We start from the raw sequence: 15,957 nt of genomic DNA, 5'->3' as shown, positions 1-15,957 counted from the left end.
TCAAGGACGCCTTCGCCGGCAAGCCGGCTCCTACAGGGTTATGTGGCGATCTTCAGGTTGGTGACACACCTTCGACGATGATCACCTCGGCCCGCGCCACGCCTTCGCGGTGCCCTTTCGCCTCCTGATACAGCTCGGATCGATAACAGGCCAACGCCTGTTCGTACGAATCAAACTCGATCACCACGCTGCGATGCGGCGTCGGCCGACCTTCCATCGCTTCGCTGCGTCCGCCGCGCGCCAATATCCGACCACCGTATTCGGCAAAAGCCTTCGGGGCCCGCTGGGTGTATTGGCTGTATTGATCGGGGTCGGTGATATCCACGTGAGCAATCCAGTACGCCTTCATAGTGACCTCTGTGGTTGTTTTGTATTATGGTATACCACAGTATATCTCCATCAAACACCGAGAATCCTTACATGGCCTTCAACAGCATCGAAGAAATCATCGAAGACTACCGCCAAGGCAAGATGGTGCTCCTGGTGGACGACGAGGACCGGGAAAACGAAGGCGACCTGTTGCTGGCCGCCGACCGTTGCAGCGCCGAAGCCATCAGCTTCATGGCCCGTGAAGCGCGCGGCCTGATCTGCCTGACCCTGACCGACGAGCATTGCCAGCGCCTGGGCCTTGAGCAGATGGTGCCGAGCAATGGCAGCGTGTTCAGCACCGCGTTCACCGTGTCGATCGAAGCGGCGGTGGGCGTCACCACCGGCATCTCCGCCGCCGACCGCGCGCGCACCGTGGCCGCCGCCGTCGCCCAGGGTGCGAGCGCCGCCGATATCGTCCAGCCCGGGCACATCTTCCCGCTGCGCGCCCGGGAAGGCGGCGTACTGACCCGCGCCGGCCACACCGAGGCCGGTTGCGACCTGGCTCGCCTGGCCGGCTTCACCCCCGCCTCGGTGATCGTCGAAGTGATGAACGATGACGGCACCATGGCTCGCCGCCCGGACCTGGAAGTGTTCGCGCACAAGCACGGGATCAAGATCGGCACCATCGCCGACCTGATCCACTATCGTTTAAGTACCGAGCACACGGTGGTGCGCATCGGCGAGCGCGAGCTGCCGACGGTGCACGGCACCTTTCGTCTGATCACCTTTGAGGATCGCATCGAAGGCGGTGTCCACATGGCAATGGTCATGGGTGATCTGCGCCGCGATGAAGCGACGCTGGTGCGCGTGCACGTAATCGACCCGTTGCGCGATCTGGTGGGCGCCGAGTACAGCGGGCCTTCCAACTGGACGTTATGGGCCGCATTGCAGCGCGTGGCGCAGGAAGGTCGCGGCGTGGTGGTGGTGCTGGCCAACCACGAATCCTCGCAAGCGTTGCTGGAGCGGGTGCCGCAACTGACCCAGGCGCCGCGGCAATTCAGCCGTTCGCAGTCACGGATCTATTCGGAAGTCGGTACCGGGGCACAGATCCTGCAGAACCTTGGCGTCGGCAAGCTGCGGCATCTTGGGCCGCCGTTGAAATATGCAGGGCTGACCGGGTATGACCTGGAAGTCGTCGAGAGCATCCCGTTCACTTTCTGACCGGATGCATGCCCCTGTGGGAGCGGGCTTGCTCGCGAATGCGGTATGCCTGTCAGCATCTGTATTGCCTGACATGCCGCTTTCGCGAGCAAGCCCGCTCCCACAATGGATCGCGTTGACCGACTGACAGGTCCAGCTGCAAAAATCTCGATTTTGGCTGATAGCCGGTAAGGCAAAGTGCTTGCACAAAGTATGGAATACCATAATATGATATTCCATAGACCGGGCGATTCAGCCAAGCGCACCCGACAGGGAAAGCACCCACAACAGCCCTTGGCCCGGTCGCCTTTCAAGGCCAGATGGACCTACTGCTCCCGATAGGCGGGCACTACCAAGCCCGCTCAAAAACACAACAAATGAGGGCGTGAAAATGGTGTTGAACAAACGTGCAACCGCAGTACTGTTCGCCGGCTTGCTGGCCACGGCCAGTCATGTGGTTATGGCGGCCGAAAGCGTCAACTTCGTCAGCTGGGGCGGTAGCACTCAGGATGCACAGAAGCAGGCCTGGGCCGATCCGTTCAGCAAGTCCACCGGTATCACCGTGGTCCAGGATGGCCCTACCGACTACGGCAAGCTCAAGGCCATGGTCGAAAGCGGCAACGTGCAGTGGGACGTGGTCGACGTCGAAGCCGACTTCGCCTTGCGCGCCGCCGCCGAAGGCCTGCTCGAACCCCTCGATTTCAAAGTCATCGATCGCGCCAAGATCGACCCGCGCTTCGTTTCCGATCACGGCGTCGGCTCGTTCTTCTTCTCTTTCGTCCTCGGCTACAACGAAGGCAAGCTGGGTGCCAACAAACCCCAGGACTGGTCCTCGCTGTTCGATACCAAGACCTTCCCCGGCAAACGCGCCCTCTACAAATGGCCAAGCCCTGGCGTGCTAGAACTGGCGCTGCTGGCCGATGGCGTCGCCGCCGACAAGCTCTACCCGCTGGACCTGGACCGCGCCTTCAAGAAACTCGACACCATCAAGAAAGACATCGTCTGGTGGGGTGGCGGCGCTCAGTCGCAACAGCTGCTGGCCTCCGGTGAAGCGAGCATGGGCCAGTTCTGGAACGGTCGCATTCACGCCCTGCAGGAAGACGGTGCACCGGTCGGCGTGAGCTGGAAACAGAACCTGGTCATGGCCGACATCCTGGTCATTCCAAAAGGTTCGAAGAACAAGGACGCGGCGATGAAGTTCCTGGCCAATGCCAGCAGTGCCAAGGGCCAGGCCGACTTCTCCAACCTGACCGCCTACGCCCCGGTCAACGTCGACAGCGTGGCGCGCCTGGACTCGGAGCTGGCCCCGAACCTGCCGACGGCCTACGCCAAGGATCAAATCACTCTTGATTTCGCCTACTGGGCCAAGAACGGTCCTGCTATCGCGACACGGTGGAACGAATGGCTGGTCAAATGAAAATGACGGCAACTGCGTCCCGTCCATCCTCGCCCGTCGGGAGCGCCCTTGGCGCTGCCGGCAAGGCCGCTGCGATGACGCAAACCCCGACCCTGGCGCAACGCTGGCGCGGATCGAGCAACCTGATCCCCGCCCTGCTGTTCCTCGGCCTGTTCTTCCTGGCACCCCTGATCGGCCTGCTGCTGCGCGGCGTGCTGGAGCCTGTGCCTGGGTTGGGCAACTACGAGCAGCTGTTCGCCAACTCGGCCTATGCCCGGGTCTTGCTCAACACCTTCTCGGTGGCCGGCCTGGTGACGCTGTTCAGCCTGCTGCTGGGTTTCCCGCTGGCCTGGGCGATCACCCTGGTGCCCCGTGGCTGGGGTCGCTGGATCCTCAACATCGTGCTGTTGTCGATGTGGACCAGCCTCCTCGCCCGCACCTATTCCTGGCTGGTGTTGCTGCAAGCCTCCGGGGTGATCAACAAGGCGCTGATGGCCATGGGCATCATCGATCAGCCGCTGGAGATGGTGCATAACCTCACCGGCGTGGTGATCGGCATGAGCTACATCATGATCCCGTTCATCGTGCTGCCGCTGCAGGCGACCATGCAGGCCATCGACCCGATGATCCTGCAGGCCGGCTCGATCTGCGGCGCGAGTCCCTGGACCAACTTCTTCCGGGTGTTCCTGCCGCTGTGCCGGCCGGGGCTGTTCTCCGGTGGCTTGATGGTGTTCGTGATGTCCCTCGGTTACTACGTGACGCCAGCGTTGCTGGGTGGTGCGCAGAACATGATGCTGCCCGAGTTCATCATCCAGCAGGTGCAGTCGTTCCTCAATTGGGGCCTGGCGAGCGCCGGTGCCGCGTTGCTGATCGTGATCACGCTGGTGCTGTTCTACTTCTACCTGAAGCTTCAGCCGGAATCCCCGGTTGGCGCCAGCAACGCGAGGTAAGCCGTCATGCTCCTGACCCCCAATGCCATGAGCCGCCGGATGCGCTTTGGCCTGTATGCCACCACCGGGCTGATCGGTCTGTTCCTGTTGTTGCCGATCGTGTTCATCGTCCTGCTGTCGTTCGGCTCGTCGCAATGGCTGGTGTTCCCGCCACCGGGCTGGACGCTGAAATGGTACGGCCAGTTTTTCTCCAACGCCGACTGGATGAACGCGGCCATGGCCAGCCTCAAGGTCGCGGTATTGACCACGTTCTTCGCCGTGGCCCTGGGCCTGCCGACCGCCTTCGCCCTGGTGCGCGGGCGCTTTCCCGGCCGGGAAATGCTCTACGGCCTGTTCACCCTGCCGATGATCGTGCCGCTGGTGATCATTGCCGTGGCGGTGTACGCGCTGTTCCTGAAACTGGGCTACACCGGGACCATGTTCGCGTTCGTGGTCAGCCACGTGATCGTCGCGTTGCCGTTCACCATCATTTCGATCATCAACTCGCTGAAGCTGTTCGACCAGTCGATCGAAGATGCCGCGGTGATCTGCGGTGCCTCGCGCCTGCAGGCGGTGTTCAAGGTGACCTTTCCGGCGATCCGTCCGGGCATGGTAGCCGGCGCCCTCTTCGCCTTCCTCGTCTCGTGGGATGAAGTGGTGCTGAGCGTGATGATGGCCAGCCCGACCCTGCAAACCCTTCCCGTGAAAATGTGGACCACCCTGCGCCAGGACCTGACGCCCGTGATCGCCGTCGCCTCGACGCTGCTGATCGGCCTCTCGGTACTGGTCATGGTGATCGCCGCCGCACTGCGCCGGCGCAACGAAATCAGCGCCTAAGCGCAGGAGTACGACATGAGTGCAGTGATCAAAGATTCCGCGCAGCAAAATGACAAGCCCCTGGTGAGCCTGCGCAACCTGAACAAATACTACGGCGACTTTGCCGCCGTGGACGACATCTCGCTGGACATCAAGGACGGTGAATTCCTCACCTTCCTTGGCTCCAGCGGCTCCGGAAAAAGCACCACCCTGTCGATGCTCGCCGGTTTTGAAACCCCGAGCAGCGGCGAGATCCTGGTCAATGGCCAGTCGCTGGTGAACGTGCCGCCGCACAAGCGTGACATCGGCATGGTGTTCCAGCGCTACTCGCTGTTCCCGCATCTTTCTGTGCGCGACAACATCGCCTTCCCGCTGGCGATCCGCAAACTGGCCACCGCCGAGCGTGAACGTCGGGTCGATGCCATGCTCAAGCTGGTGCAGCTCGAGCAATTCGCCCATCGCCGCCCTTCGCAACTCTCCGGCGGCCAGCAGCAACGTGTCGCCATCGCCCGGGCGCTGGTCTACGAACCACGCATCCTGCTGATGGATGAACCGCTGGGCGCACTGGACAAGAAACTGCGTGAAGACTTGCAGGACGAACTGCGCCAGCTGCATCGGCGCCTGGGCATCACCATCGTCTACGTGACCCACGACCAGGAAGAAGCCATGCGCCTGTCCCAGCGCATCGCGATCTTCAGCCACGGCAAGATCGTCGGCCTGGGCAGCGGTTATGACCTGTACCAGAACCCGCCGAACGCCTTTGTCGCCTCGTTCCTCGGCAACTCGAACTTCCTCAAGCTCAAGGCCCAGGGCAACGCGGTGGCTTCGTTCGAAGGGCAGCCGCTGTCGATCCGCCTGACGGCCGGGCTGCAAACCGATCAGGATGTGTTGCTGATGGTGCGGCCGGAAAAGGCCTTGGCCCTGAGCATCGAGCAAGCCGCCCAGGAACCGCTGGCCGCGGGCTGGAATGAAGTGACGGCCAAGGTGGTGGAGGTGTTGTTCCTGGGTGAAAGCCAGACGTGCAGCGTGGTGACTTCGGGCGGTACGTCGATGACCGTCAAGGCGCTTTCTGCGGCGGGCATGCCGATGCAGGCGGGTGATCCGGTGCGGGTGCGTTGGGCGACTGCGGATGCTTGTGTTTATACCGAGTGGGCGGAGAGTGATTTGAACAAGGCTGCAGGGGCGCATTGATGCCTTGAGGTTCCTCTGGGCCGTTAATTGAGTATCGCCCTCGGGTCGCCGCAACGTCGGGTTGCGGGGGCCCTTTTTTTTGGCGTACATATCCATTGCTGCAGTACTGCAAAACCTTGTGGGAGCTGGCCTGCCGGCTCCCACAGTAGATCGGGTAGGGCCGCGAGAGATGGGTCGGTTGTGAGGCCGCCTTCGCTGGCAAGCCAGCTCCTACAGTAGATTGGGGACGGCCGCGAGAGATGGGTCGGTTGTCAGGCCGCCATCGCCGGCAAGCCGGCTCTACAGTAGATCGTGTATAGCCGCGATCAGGTAGCAATCCGGATATGTTTACGAGCAAAACAAAAATGCCCGGCCAAAAGCCGGGCATTCCAGACAAACAAAAACCATCAATCGGTATAACCCAACTTAGAAGCCCGACTCCGCTCAGCCCGCCCACGGGTAGCCAGGCAATAGTAGAGCGGACAAGTCACCACCAATCCCACCAGCCACGACAAGTCCGCACCCTCCACCAGATTGGCATAAGGCCCGACATACAACGAAGTATTGGCAAACGGTAGCTGCACAACAATCCCGATGAAATACGCGACGATCGCATGCAGATTGTAGCGCCCATAAATCCCGCCATCCGCACGGAAGATCGAGGTTATGTCATAGGACCCGCGCTTGATCACATAGAAGTCGATCAAGTTGATCGAAGCCCAGGGCACCAGCACCAGCAGCAACGCCAGGATCAGCCCGATGAACTGCGAGATGAAGTCCGCCGAAGCGCCCAGCGCCACCACACAGCAGCCCACCAGCACCACGGTCGACAACACCACACGCACCTTGATGCTCGGCGTCCACTGACTGGCGAAGGTCTGGATCGAGGTGATGATCGACAGCACTGCGCCATACAGATTCAAGGCGTTGTGGCTGATGATGTTGAGCAGGAACAGCACCATCAGGATCGGCCCCAGCCAGCCGGTGGATTGCTTCACCGCAGCCATTGCTTCGGTGCCTTCCGGGGTCGCCAGTACAGCCACCGCGCCGAAGGTGAAGGACAGGATCGTGCCCAGGGTTGCCCCCAGGTAGGTGGCCCAGAACGGCTTGGCGATGCCGATGTCGGCCGGCAGGTAGCGCGAGTAGTCCGACACGTAGGGCGAAAAGCTGATCTGCCAGATGATCCCCAGGGACACCGTGGCCAACCAGCCGGACAGGTTGAAACCGCCGCGGGTGAAAAAGTCCGCCGGCAGGTCATGGGCGAAGATGTAGAGGAAGCCGGCGAGCAAGGCGCTGCCCATGACCCAGGTGCCGATGCGGTTGAGGGAATGGATGAAGCGGTAACCGATCACGCCGATCGCCGTGGCGCTCAGGGCGCCGATCAGGATGCTCGCCGGCACTGGCACCGACGGTGCGATACCGACAATCGACTTGCCCGCCAGCACGATGTTGGAGATGAAGAAGCCGACGTAGATGAGTGCGGCGAAGAACACGATCAGCAACGCACCATAGCGCCCAAACTGCCCCCGACTCTGGACCATTTGCGGAATACCCATGCGCGGCCCCTGGGCCGATGCCAGGGCAATCACCAGCCCGCCGACCATATGCCCGAGGGCAATCGCCAGCAACCCCCAGAACAGGTCGAGGTGGAACACCTGGACCACCATGGCACCCGTGACGATGGGCAGCGGCGCGATGTTGGTGCTGAACCATAGGGTGAAAAGATCGCGGGCCTTCCCGTGGCGCTCTGCGAGTGGAACGTAATCGACCGTGTGATTCTCGATCAACGGGTCTTGCCGGGACATCTGGGACATATGCATGAACTCGAGTTTGTCTGTTCTTATCTTTGTATGAAGCCAAACCGGGGGGACTCTGTGGTCGCCCCTCAGATGCGCACCATATTATGGTATTCCAACATTTTCACAAGACTGATCCGGTCTTGAAATGCCCATCTGATCCGCCATCCTGCCCGCCAGTTAGCGTTCATGACCCGCTTGAAGCCCCGTAAACATTGAGGTTCCGACGACGACCCTACGTTTATCGGTTCACCGAAAAAGACCTTGCAAACGATGTATTACGGTATACCATCAGACCTACAAACTCATAAAAACCACGTTCCACTCCCGAGGACAGTCCAATGATCGATGCCGCCATCTACAAACAAGTCATGGGCTCGTTCCCGTCCGGCGTCTGCGTGATCACCACACTCGATGACGACGGCCAGATCGTCGGCCTGACCGCCAGCGCCTTCAGCTCGCTGTCGATGGACCCGGCCCTGGTGTTGTTCTGCCCCAACTACAGCTCCGACTCCTACCCGGTCCTGATCAGGAACAAGCGCTTTGCCATTCACGTGCTGTCCGGCGGCCAGCAGAGCGAAGCCTATGCCTTCGCACGCAAGGGCAAGGACAAGGCGCAGGGCATCGAGTGGACGTTGAGCGAGCTGGGCAACCCGATCCTGGCCAACGCCACGGCGGTCATCGAATGCGAGTTGTGGCGCGAATATGAAGGGGGCGATCACGCGATCATGGTCGGCGCGGTGAAGAACCTGATCGTGCCCCGGCAGAACGCCGGACCGCTGGTGTATTGCCACGGCAAGATGGGTGCCTTGCCCGTTCTGGCCTGACACTTACAGGCAAAAGATCACCGCCTGTGCAGGAGCTGCCGCAGGCTGCGATCTTCTGATCTTAAAATTGTTGCATCAATATCGTATTATGGTATACCAATAATCAACAGCCCCGCAGTCGACGGGTCGACCACAAGAGATTCGAGGTAGCGTCATGAAATTTTCCCTGTTCGTACACATGGAACGTTGGGACGAAAGCGTCAGCCACCGCCAGTTGTTCGAAGACTTGACCGAACTGACGCTGATGGCCGAGGCCGGTGGTTTCAGCACCGTATGGATCGGTGAACACCACGCCATGGAATACACCATCTCGCCAAGCCCGATGCCGCTGCTGGCCTACCTGGCCGGCAAGACCACCACCATTCACCTGGGCGCCGGCACCATCATCGCGCCGTTCTGGCACCCGATCCGGGTCGCCGGTGAATGCGCGCTGCTGGACGTCATCAGCAACGGGCGCATGGAAGTGGGCCTGGCCCGTGGCGCTTACCAGGTTGAATTCGACCGCATGGCCGGCGGCATGCCCGCCTCCTCTGGCGGCCAGGCATTGCGGGAAATGGTTCCGGTAGTACGTGCCCTGTGGCAAGGCGACTACGCCCATGACGGCGACATCTGGAAATTCCCGACGTCCACCAGCGTGCCCAAGCCGATCCAGAAGCCGAACCCGCCGATGTGGATCGCCGCGCGTGACCCGGACTCGCACAACTTCGCCGTCGCCAACGGCTGCAACGTGATGGTCACGCCGCTGATGAAAGGCGATGAAGAAGTCCTCGACCTGAAGAACAAGTTCCAGGCCGCCCTGGACAACAACCCGGACGTGCCGCGCCCGCAATTGATGGTGCTGCGTCATACCCACGTGCACTCGGCCGACAATCCCGAAGGCTGGAAAGTCGGAGCCAAGGCCATCGCCAGGTTCTACCGCACCTTCGACGCCTGGTTCGGCAACAAGGTAACCCCGGTCAACGGCTTCCTGGAGCCCAGCCCGGAAGAGAAATTCGCCGGCCGTCCGGAGTTCGAACTGGAGAGCCTGCACAAGACCGCCATGATCGGCACCCCGGAAGAAATCATCCCGCGCATCAAGTACTATCAGGAACTGGGCGTCGACGAGTTCAGCTTCTGGTGCGACAACAGCCTGCCGCACGCCGAGAAGAAAAAGTCCCTGGAGCTGTTTATCAAGCACGTGGTTCCGGCGTTCCGGTAGGAGCAAGCTTGCTCGCGATGGACGCCAACGATAACGCGCGCCATCTGAATGACCGCGTTGACCTGTGGGAGCGGGCTTGCTCGCGAAAGCGTCAGGTCCGTCGCCATCGATGTTGAATGAGCTGCCCTCTTCGCGAGCAAGCTCGCTCCTACAAGGGTCGATTCCCATGTCCAATGGTCGTCTCCAATCACTCGCCCTTCCCTCCAGCGCCGCGCGGGCTTACCTGCGCGGTGGCTGGACGTCTTCGCACCTGCATTTCAAGCGCCTGCGCGCCAGCGTTACCGCCAAGCAGAACGGCTTCTGGCAAATAGTTCACTGAGCCCACCCGAACAGGAATTCACGTAGCCGAACGTCAGGCGATTGCCTCACGCTTGCGCTGCATTGTGCTTCGGGACGCTACCGCGTCCGGCCATGATCAGGTTTGCTCCATGAACAATAAAAACGCACTGTTGATCATCGACATGCAACAGGAGGACGGCTTCGTCCTCGAACACTTCGACTCGGTGGTGGCCAACACGGCCTTCCTTCTCGAGACCGCCCGCCAGCAGCGGGTCCCGATCCTCTATACCCGTCATGTCAATCCAGCCGATGGCAGCGACCTGCCGCCCGGCGAACCCCGCGCGCCCGACGGCGGCCCCAGCGGTTATCGCGCCGGCACCCGCCAGGTGGAGATCATCGAGAGCCTGGCCCCGCAGCCCGCTGAAACGGTGATCGATAAAGGCCGCTACAGCGCCTTCCACCGTACCGACCTGGATGCCCGGCTCAAGGCGCTGGACGTTCACACGCTGACCATCTGCGGCGTGCTCACCGATGTCTGCGTGCTGACCACGGTGTTCGACGCCTTCGCCCTGGGTTACCACATTCGCCTGGTCAGCGACGCCTGCACCACGACCACCCTCGCCGGCCACTACTCGGCCCTGTTGATCATGGCCAACTGGGTCTACTCCCTGGAAATCCTCACCCGCAGCGAATGCCAACGCGCCCTGGAAAACCGCGACTACCTGAGCCTCAATCCCGAGCACCCGGACCTGTTCGCCCACCAGCCCCATGAGCTGCCAGGCACCATCGCCCGTTTGCACGCCCACCTCGCCCGGACTCAGGAGTAATCGCCATGCAAGTTGAAAAAAGAAGCATCGATTTCATCCCCGAAGGCGAACGCCATGGCCGGCCGGGGTCGCTGTTCTTCATCTGGTTCGGCGCCAACATGAACATCACCACCATCGCCTCCGGCGTGCTGCCGGTGGTGATGGGGCTCAACCTGTTCTGGAGCGCCCTGGCAATAGTCGTCGGCTCGTTGCTGGGGGCGATTTTCATGGCCTCCCATTCCGCCCAGGGGCCAAAATTGGGCATTCCGCAGATGATCCAGAGCCGCGCGCAATTCGGCGTGCTCGGGGCGGTGTTGCCGCTGCTGTTCGTAATGCTGATCTACCTCGGGTTCTTCGTCAGCAATACCCTGCTGGCGGCCCAGGCGCTGGAGTCGGTCAGCCCGCTGCCGGCCAGCGGCAACATCTACCTGATCGGCGCCCTGTGCTTCGTGGTAGCGCTGTTTGGCTACCGGCTGATTCACCGCTTGCAGAAGCTGCTGTCGATCCTCTCGCTGCTGGTCTTCGCCGCCGCCACGCTGTTCGCCCTGCACCTGTCGATCCCGGCCGAGCAATGGCTGCCGACGGGGTTCTCGCTGTCGAAGTTCCTGGTGGCGGTGAGCATCGCCGTGACCTGGCAGCTGTCCTATGCGCCTTATGTCGCCGACTATTCGCGTTATCTGCCGAGCAATACCTCGAGCGCCCAGGTGTTCTGGTACAGCTACGCCGGCACGGTCAGCGGCGGTGCCTGGATGATGATTCTCGGGGCGATCCTGAGCGTCGGCATCGGCGATTTTTCCAGCAACGTCGGCGGCCATGTCGCCGGGCTGTTCGGCAGCGGCGCGATCCTGCTGTTCGCGTTCATCGTCTATGGCCAGGTGTCGATCAACGTGTTCAACCTGTACGGTGCGTTCATGTCGACCATCACCGTGATCGAACCCTTCGCTCGATTGAAAGTGACGCCGCGGGTGCGTGGCCTGTTCATGCTGGTGATCAGCGTGGTGGCGACCGGCCTGTGCACCATCAGTCAGGACGATTTCATCACCTTCTTCCTCAACTTCATTTTCTTCATGAGCTACTTCCTGATCCCCTGGACGGCGATCAACCTGGTGGACTTCTATTGCCTGCGCAAAGGTGAATACCGGATCGACGACATCTTCGACCTCAACGGGATTTACGGGCGGGTCAACTGGATCGCCTGCGGCAGTTTTGTCCTGGCGATTGCCCTGGAGATCCCGTTCATGAATACCACGCTCTATGTTGGTCCAGTGGCCACGGCGCTCGATGGCGTCGACCTGGCCTGGCTGGTCGGCTTGCTGGTGCCGGCCGTGAGTTATTACTGGCTGATGAAGCTCGGCAAGCGCGGCGAACGCATCGCTGAACTGTCCTGATCCATCCCTGGAGAGCCCAACGTCGGACGCGGTGCGCAGTGATCGCGGGCGTGCTGGTGGTGTATGGCTGCCATCAACTGGTAGCCTGAGCGTCCTTGCCCGCAGGTCTCTGATCCATCATCGGGGCGCAACGGCGCCTCGGTGATCGCTTCATCTCCCACTCAATCAGACAACGGTGACTATTTTGCTCAACGCCACCCCCGCACCTGCCCGCGATATCGACGGCAAAGCCATCTCGGCCCTGGTTCTCGACGAGGTTCGAGAAGAAGTTGAGGTCCTGTCCCGACAACAGATCTTCCCGGCCCTGGCCGTGCTGCTGGTGGGTGCAGACCCGGCCAGTGAAGTGTATGTGCGCAACAAGCTGCTGCGGGCCAGGGAGGTCGGCATCCGTTCACTGGAGTACCGCCTGGCGGAAAACGCCAGTCAGGCCGAGGTGCTGGACCTGATCGCGCAACTGAACGCCGACATCACCGTGAACGGCATCCTGGTGCAATTGCCGTTGCCGGCCCACATCGATGAAGCGGCGGTGATCCATGCCATCGATCCGATCAAGGACGTGGACGGGTTTCATCGGGAAAACGTCGGTGGCCTGGTCCAGGGCATCGAAGTGCTGACACCCTGCACTCCAAGCGGCTGCATGCGCCTGCTGCACGAAACCTGCGGCGACTTGAGTGGCAAGCACGCCGTGGTCATCGGTCGTTCGAACATTGTCGGCAAGCCCATGGCGACGCTGTTGTTGCAGGCCGACTGCTCGGTCAGTGTGGTGCACTCGCGCAGCGTCGATGCGCCGGCCTTGTGCAGGCTGGCGGACATCGTGGTGGCGGCGGTGGGTCGTCCAGGGCTGATCGATGCGAGCTGGCTCAAGCCCGGGGCGGTGGTGATCGATGTGGGGATCAATCGCATCAGCAGCGAGTCGGGCAATCGACTGGTCGGCGATGTCGACTACGCCAGTGCGCGCACGGTCGCCAGCGCTATCACACCGGTGCCCGGTGGGGTCGGGCCGATGACCATTGCCTATCTGCTGAAGAACACCCTGATCGCCAGCCAGTTGCAGCGTGCGGTGGGAATTCGTCAGGCGGAACCAGCCTTCGTCTGATGTACGTGTACATGTAGGAGCGAGCTTGCTCGCGATGGTCGTTAACGATGACGCGTGTTTTCAGGTTACACGCGGCGCCTTTGAGACCATCGCGAGCAAGCTGAACTGGCCTAATTATTCCGGACACCTCTTAAGGGCGATATGATTTCGCCAACTTGGAGGTTCCATGAACGAAAGAAAGGTCTACACCCGCGAGTTCAAGCTTCAGGCTGCCAGCATGGTGCTTGATGATAACTGTTCGGTTCCAGATGTTTGTGCATCGCTGGATATCGGGCCCACCGCTTTACGGCGCTGGGTCGATCAGGTTCGCAAGGAACGCGAGGGCCAGGCCGTCAAAGGCACCAAGGCGATTACCGAAGATCAGCGCCAGATTCAGGAGCTAAAAGCCAAGATCAAGCGTATGGAGATGGAGGCCGAGATCTTAAAAAAGGCTACCGCTCTCTTGATGTCGGATCCCGATCGTTTTCGATGATTGCGGAGCTAAGAGAGTCATTCCCGACGGCTATCGTGTGTCGCGTTTTTGGTGTGAAGCGCAGCAGCTTTTATGAGTGGCTTCAGCGGCTCGCCAAGCCGCAGGTCAGACGCGAGGAGCTCAAGCTGAAAGTGGTTGAACTGCACAGCGAAAGCCGTGAAGCCATGGGTTCCAGGATGATTAGCAAGGGCCTGAAGTCGCAAAACATAGCGGTCGGAAGGAGTCTTGTCAGAACACTGATGAGGGAGGCCAACATTGTCAGTAAACAACGCCAGCCGCATCCATTCAGGTCCAAGGGGGTTGAAGCATTTGTTGCGCCTAATCGACTCAAACGCAACTTCAAACCGGCTGCTGTTGATCAGGTCTGGTGTGGCGACGTTACCAGCTTGATGGTGGGTAAGCGCTGGGTTCACCTGGCCATCGTAATTGACCTGTTTGCTCGTCGAGTCATTGGCTGGGCATTCTCTCTAGTCAATGACGCCAACTTGGTGAGCAAGGCGCTACGCATGGCGACAGAGGTACGAACCTGCCCGCCGGGACTGATGTTCCACTCGGATCAGGGCTGTCAGTACACCAGTCGTAAGTTTCAAGAAGAACTGGCCCGCCACGGCATTTTGCAGAGCATGAGTCATCGCGGACAGTGCTGGGACAACGCTCCAACAGAGCGTTTTTTCGGCACACTGAAATCAGAATGGGTTCCCCGCAGCGGCTACAGCATGGTCGAAGAAGCAAAAACCGACATGGTGCGCTTCTTCATGTATTACAACCGCACCAGGCTCCACAGCTACAACAACTACCTGTCGCCAATAGCTATGGAGCAAAAAGCGGCATAAACACCGTAATCGGTGTCCGGGATTACTTGACCAGTTCAAGCTCGCTCCTACAGGGTTACAGGGTTCTCGTCGATCAGTGGTTATAGGCGCGCTCGTTGTGCTCGGCCAGATCCAGGCCCATCTCCTCCACCGAGTCATCGGCGCGCAAGCCGATCACCGCGTTGATCACCTTGAGAATGATCCAGCTGATGGCGAAGCAATAGACCGTGGTCATCAACACACCCTTCACTTGCGCCAGCACCTGACCGCCCATGGTCACGCCTTCTACCAGCCCGCCCAGGGACGGTACGCAGAACACGCCGGTCAAAACCGCGCCGATCATCCCGCCGATGCCGTGAAGCCCGAATACATCCAGGCTGTCGTCATAACCGAAGCGACGCTTGAGCACGGTGACGCTCAGGTAGCAGAACACCCCGCACAACAGACCGATGGCCAAGGCACCGCCCACGCCCACATAGGCGCACGCCGGCGTAATCCCCACCAGACCGGCCAGGGCGCCGCTGGCCAGGCCCAGCGCACTTGGTTTGCCGACCTTGAACCACTCGGTGAACATCCAGCCCAGGATCCCGGCGCACGCGCCCAATTGGGTGTTGAGCATGACCACGCCGGACGTGCCGCTGAGGCCGCCACCGGAACCAATGTTGAAACCGAACCAGCCGACCCAGAGCATGGCGGCACCGGCCATGGTCAGGCTCAGGTTGTGCGCCGGCATTGGCGTATTTTCATAGCCCTTGCGCTTGCCCAGGATCAGGCAGGCGGCCAGCGCGGCGACACCGGCATTGATGTGCACCGCGGTGCCACCGGCGAAATCGAGGACACCCCAGTTATGCATCAGAGCCCCCGCCCCACCCCAGACCATGTGCGCCACCGGGGCGTACACCAGGGTGAACCAAAGCGCCATGAACAGCAGCGCCGCCGAGAACTTCATGCGCTCGGCGAAGGCACCGGCGATCAGCGCCGGGGTGATGATGGCGAAGGTCATCTGGAAGGTCACGAACACCCCTTCCGGGATCTCGCCGACCAGGCTTTCCGGGGTCATGCCGGCGAGAAAGGCCCGGCTCAGGCCACCGACAAAACTGTTGAAGCTGACCTCGCCCTCGACCATGCCCGTGGAGTCGACCACCATGCTGTAGCCGTAGATCACCCACAGGACCCCCACCAGGCCGGCGATGCCGAAACACTGGGTGAACAACGACAACATGTTTTTCGCCCGCACCAGGCCGCCATAAAACAGGGCGAGACCGGGCAGGCACATGAACAGCACCAAGACCGTGGCGGTGACCATCCAGGCGGTGCTGCCGGTGTTCAATGTTGGTGCATCGGCGGCCTGCGCCAGGGGCACCAGCGCACCGGCCGCCACCAGGCCCAGAAGGGATTTGCCGAGAAGACGATTGACCATGTTCAAAGCTCCTGCAATGGAAATCGGAAGTGTCGGGCAGCGA

Annotated in this window: 16 protein-coding genes; 13 read left to right on the top strand and 3 right to left on the bottom strand. The window is 61.0% G+C overall.

Annotation, left to right across the window (positions count from 1 at the left end; translation table 11 throughout):
• Nucleotides 1–52: 52 nt before the first annotated feature.
• Nucleotides 53–349, bottom strand: coding sequence for a DUF1330 domain-containing protein (locus DKB71_RS12845; RefSeq protein WP_408600612.1), 297 nt, complete (start codon nucleotides 347–349; stop codon nucleotides 53–55).
• A 71-nt stretch (nucleotides 350–420) separates the two neighbouring features.
• On the opposite strand from DKB71_RS12845, the gene ribBA reads away from it, so the two are divergent.
• From ribBA to DKB71_RS12820, 5 genes are all read left to right on the top strand, one after another.
• Complete coding sequence (gene ribBA / locus DKB71_RS12840; protein ID WP_408600611.1) at nucleotides 421–1,530, top strand: bifunctional 3,4-dihydroxy-2-butanone-4-phosphate synthase/GTP cyclohydrolase II; 1,110 nt, start codon at nucleotides 421–423, stop codon at nucleotides 1,528–1,530.
• A 370-nt stretch (nucleotides 1,531–1,900) separates the two neighbouring features.
• Entirely contained in the window at nucleotides 1,901–2,926 is a 1,026-nt protein-coding gene (locus DKB71_RS12835; RefSeq protein WP_274077870.1) for an ABC transporter substrate-binding protein, read from the top strand.
• Nucleotides 2,923–3,855, top strand: coding sequence for an ABC transporter permease (locus DKB71_RS12830; RefSeq protein ID WP_323607483.1), 933 nt, complete (start codon nucleotides 2,923–2,925; stop codon nucleotides 3,853–3,855). Before DKB71_RS12835 ends, DKB71_RS12830 begins: the two co-directional genes overlap by 4 nt.
• 6 nt (nucleotides 3,856–3,861) lie before the next feature.
• Entirely contained in the window at nucleotides 3,862–4,671 is an 810-nt protein-coding gene (locus tag DKB71_RS12825; protein WP_007976227.1) for an ABC transporter permease, read from the top strand.
• 15 nt (nucleotides 4,672–4,686) lie between these two features.
• Complete coding sequence (locus tag DKB71_RS12820; protein WP_274077868.1) at nucleotides 4,687–5,841, top strand: ABC transporter ATP-binding protein; 1,155 nt, start codon at nucleotides 4,687–4,689, stop codon at nucleotides 5,839–5,841.
• 386 nt (nucleotides 5,842–6,227) lie between these two features.
• Here the strand turns inward: DKB71_RS12820 and DKB71_RS12815 are convergent, their stop codons facing one another.
• Nucleotides 6,228–7,634, bottom strand: a complete 1,407-nt coding sequence (locus DKB71_RS12815; protein ID WP_323629164.1) for a cytosine permease — start codon at nucleotides 7,632–7,634, stop codon at nucleotides 6,228–6,230.
• Nucleotides 7,635–7,957: 323 nt separating this feature from the next.
• On the opposite strand from DKB71_RS12815, the gene DKB71_RS12810 reads away from it, so the two are divergent.
• The 8 genes from DKB71_RS12810 (at nucleotide 7,958) to DKB71_RS12775 (ending at nucleotide 14,515) form a co-directional block, all read left to right on the top strand.
• Nucleotides 7,958–8,443 (top strand): flavin reductase family protein, encoded by a 486-nt coding sequence (locus DKB71_RS12810; RefSeq protein ID WP_274077866.1) that lies wholly within the window; start codon nucleotides 7,958–7,960, stop codon nucleotides 8,441–8,443.
• Nucleotides 8,444–8,597: 154 nt separating this feature from the next.
• Nucleotides 8,598–9,641, top strand: a complete 1,044-nt coding sequence (locus tag DKB71_RS12805; protein ID WP_274077865.1) for an LLM class flavin-dependent oxidoreductase — start codon at nucleotides 8,598–8,600, stop codon at nucleotides 9,639–9,641.
• 166 nt (nucleotides 9,642–9,807) lie between these two features.
• The gene (locus DKB71_RS12800; protein WP_162837834.1) at nucleotides 9,808–9,960 is read left to right on the top strand and encodes a hypothetical protein; all 153 of its coding nucleotides are present in this window, start codon (nucleotides 9,808–9,810) and stop codon (nucleotides 9,958–9,960) included.
• Nucleotides 9,961–10,069: 109 nt separating this feature from the next.
• On the top strand, nucleotides 10,070–10,747 hold the full coding sequence (locus tag DKB71_RS12795) for an isochorismatase family cysteine hydrolase (protein WP_274077863.1): 678 nt from the start codon (nucleotides 10,070–10,072) through the stop codon (nucleotides 10,745–10,747).
• A gap of 5 nt (nucleotides 10,748–10,752) precedes the next feature.
• Nucleotides 10,753–12,114, top strand: a complete 1,362-nt coding sequence (locus DKB71_RS12790) for a purine-cytosine permease family protein (protein WP_408600610.1) — start codon at nucleotides 10,753–10,755, stop codon at nucleotides 12,112–12,114.
• A gap of 175 nt (nucleotides 12,115–12,289) precedes the next feature.
• A complete protein-coding gene (locus tag DKB71_RS12785; RefSeq protein WP_408600609.1) occupies nucleotides 12,290–13,210 on the top strand; it encodes a bifunctional 5,10-methylenetetrahydrofolate dehydrogenase/5,10-methenyltetrahydrofolate cyclohydrolase in 921 nt (306 codons plus the stop codon).
• A 166-nt stretch (nucleotides 13,211–13,376) separates the two neighbouring features.
• Nucleotides 13,377–13,682 carry a transposase gene (locus DKB71_RS12780; protein WP_323609148.1) on the top strand — a complete coding sequence of 102 codons (306 nt, stop codon included), beginning with the start codon at nucleotides 13,377–13,379 and terminating at the stop codon, nucleotides 13,680–13,682.
• Nucleotides 13,679–14,515 (top strand): IS3 family transposase, encoded by an 837-nt coding sequence (locus tag DKB71_RS12775; RefSeq protein ID WP_408600077.1) that lies wholly within the window; start codon nucleotides 13,679–13,681, stop codon nucleotides 14,513–14,515. Before DKB71_RS12780 ends, DKB71_RS12775 begins: the two co-directional genes overlap by 4 nt.
• 73 nt (nucleotides 14,516–14,588) lie before the next feature.
• Here the strand turns inward: DKB71_RS12775 and DKB71_RS12770 are convergent, their stop codons facing one another.
• Nucleotides 14,589–15,914 (bottom strand): ammonium transporter, encoded by a 1,326-nt coding sequence (locus tag DKB71_RS12770; protein WP_274077850.1) that lies wholly within the window; start codon nucleotides 15,912–15,914, stop codon nucleotides 14,589–14,591.
• Nucleotides 15,915–15,957 lie beyond the last annotated feature (43 nt).

The sequence above is a fragment of the Pseudomonas sp. PLMAX genome (assembly GCF_046042685.1).
GTDB classification, from domain to species: Bacteria; Pseudomonadota; Gammaproteobacteria; order Pseudomonadales; family Pseudomonadaceae; genus Aquipseudomonas; species Aquipseudomonas putida_AE.
This window is presented reverse-complemented; position numbering and strand designations above follow the sequence as displayed.

Coding starts and splice junctions, on each gene's coding strand:
- DKB71_RS12845 (WP_408600612.1), bottom strand. CDS start 349: ATGAAGGCGTACTGGATTGCTCACGTGGATATCACCGACCCCGATCAA.
- ribBA (WP_408600611.1), top strand. CDS start 421: ATGGCCTTCAACAGCATCGAAGAAATCATCGAAGACTACCGCCAAGGC.
- DKB71_RS12835 (WP_274077870.1), top strand. CDS start 1,901: ATGGTGTTGAACAAACGTGCAACCGCAGTACTGTTCGCCGGCTTGCTG.
- DKB71_RS12830 (WP_323607483.1), top strand. CDS start 2,923: ATGAAAATGACGGCAACTGCGTCCCGTCCATCCTCGCCCGTCGGGAGC.
- DKB71_RS12825 (WP_007976227.1), top strand. CDS start 3,862: ATGCTCCTGACCCCCAATGCCATGAGCCGCCGGATGCGCTTTGGCCTG.
- DKB71_RS12820 (WP_274077868.1), top strand. CDS start 4,687: ATGAGTGCAGTGATCAAAGATTCCGCGCAGCAAAATGACAAGCCCCTG.
- DKB71_RS12815 (WP_323629164.1), bottom strand. CDS start 7,634: ATGTCCCAGATGTCCCGGCAAGACCCGTTGATCGAGAATCACACGGTC.
- DKB71_RS12810 (WP_274077866.1), top strand. CDS start 7,958: ATGATCGATGCCGCCATCTACAAACAAGTCATGGGCTCGTTCCCGTCC.
- DKB71_RS12805 (WP_274077865.1), top strand. CDS start 8,598: ATGAAATTTTCCCTGTTCGTACACATGGAACGTTGGGACGAAAGCGTC.
- DKB71_RS12800 (WP_162837834.1), top strand. CDS start 9,808: ATGTCCAATGGTCGTCTCCAATCACTCGCCCTTCCCTCCAGCGCCGCG.
- DKB71_RS12795 (WP_274077863.1), top strand. CDS start 10,070: ATGAACAATAAAAACGCACTGTTGATCATCGACATGCAACAGGAGGAC.
- DKB71_RS12790 (WP_408600610.1), top strand. CDS start 10,753: ATGCAAGTTGAAAAAAGAAGCATCGATTTCATCCCCGAAGGCGAACGC.
- DKB71_RS12780 (WP_323609148.1), top strand. CDS start 13,377: ATGAACGAAAGAAAGGTCTACACCCGCGAGTTCAAGCTTCAGGCTGCC.
- DKB71_RS12775 (WP_408600077.1), top strand. CDS start 13,679: ATGATTGCGGAGCTAAGAGAGTCATTCCCGACGGCTATCGTGTGTCGC.
- DKB71_RS12770 (WP_274077850.1), bottom strand. CDS start 15,914: ATGGTCAATCGTCTTCTCGGCAAATCCCTTCTGGGCCTGGTGGCGGCC.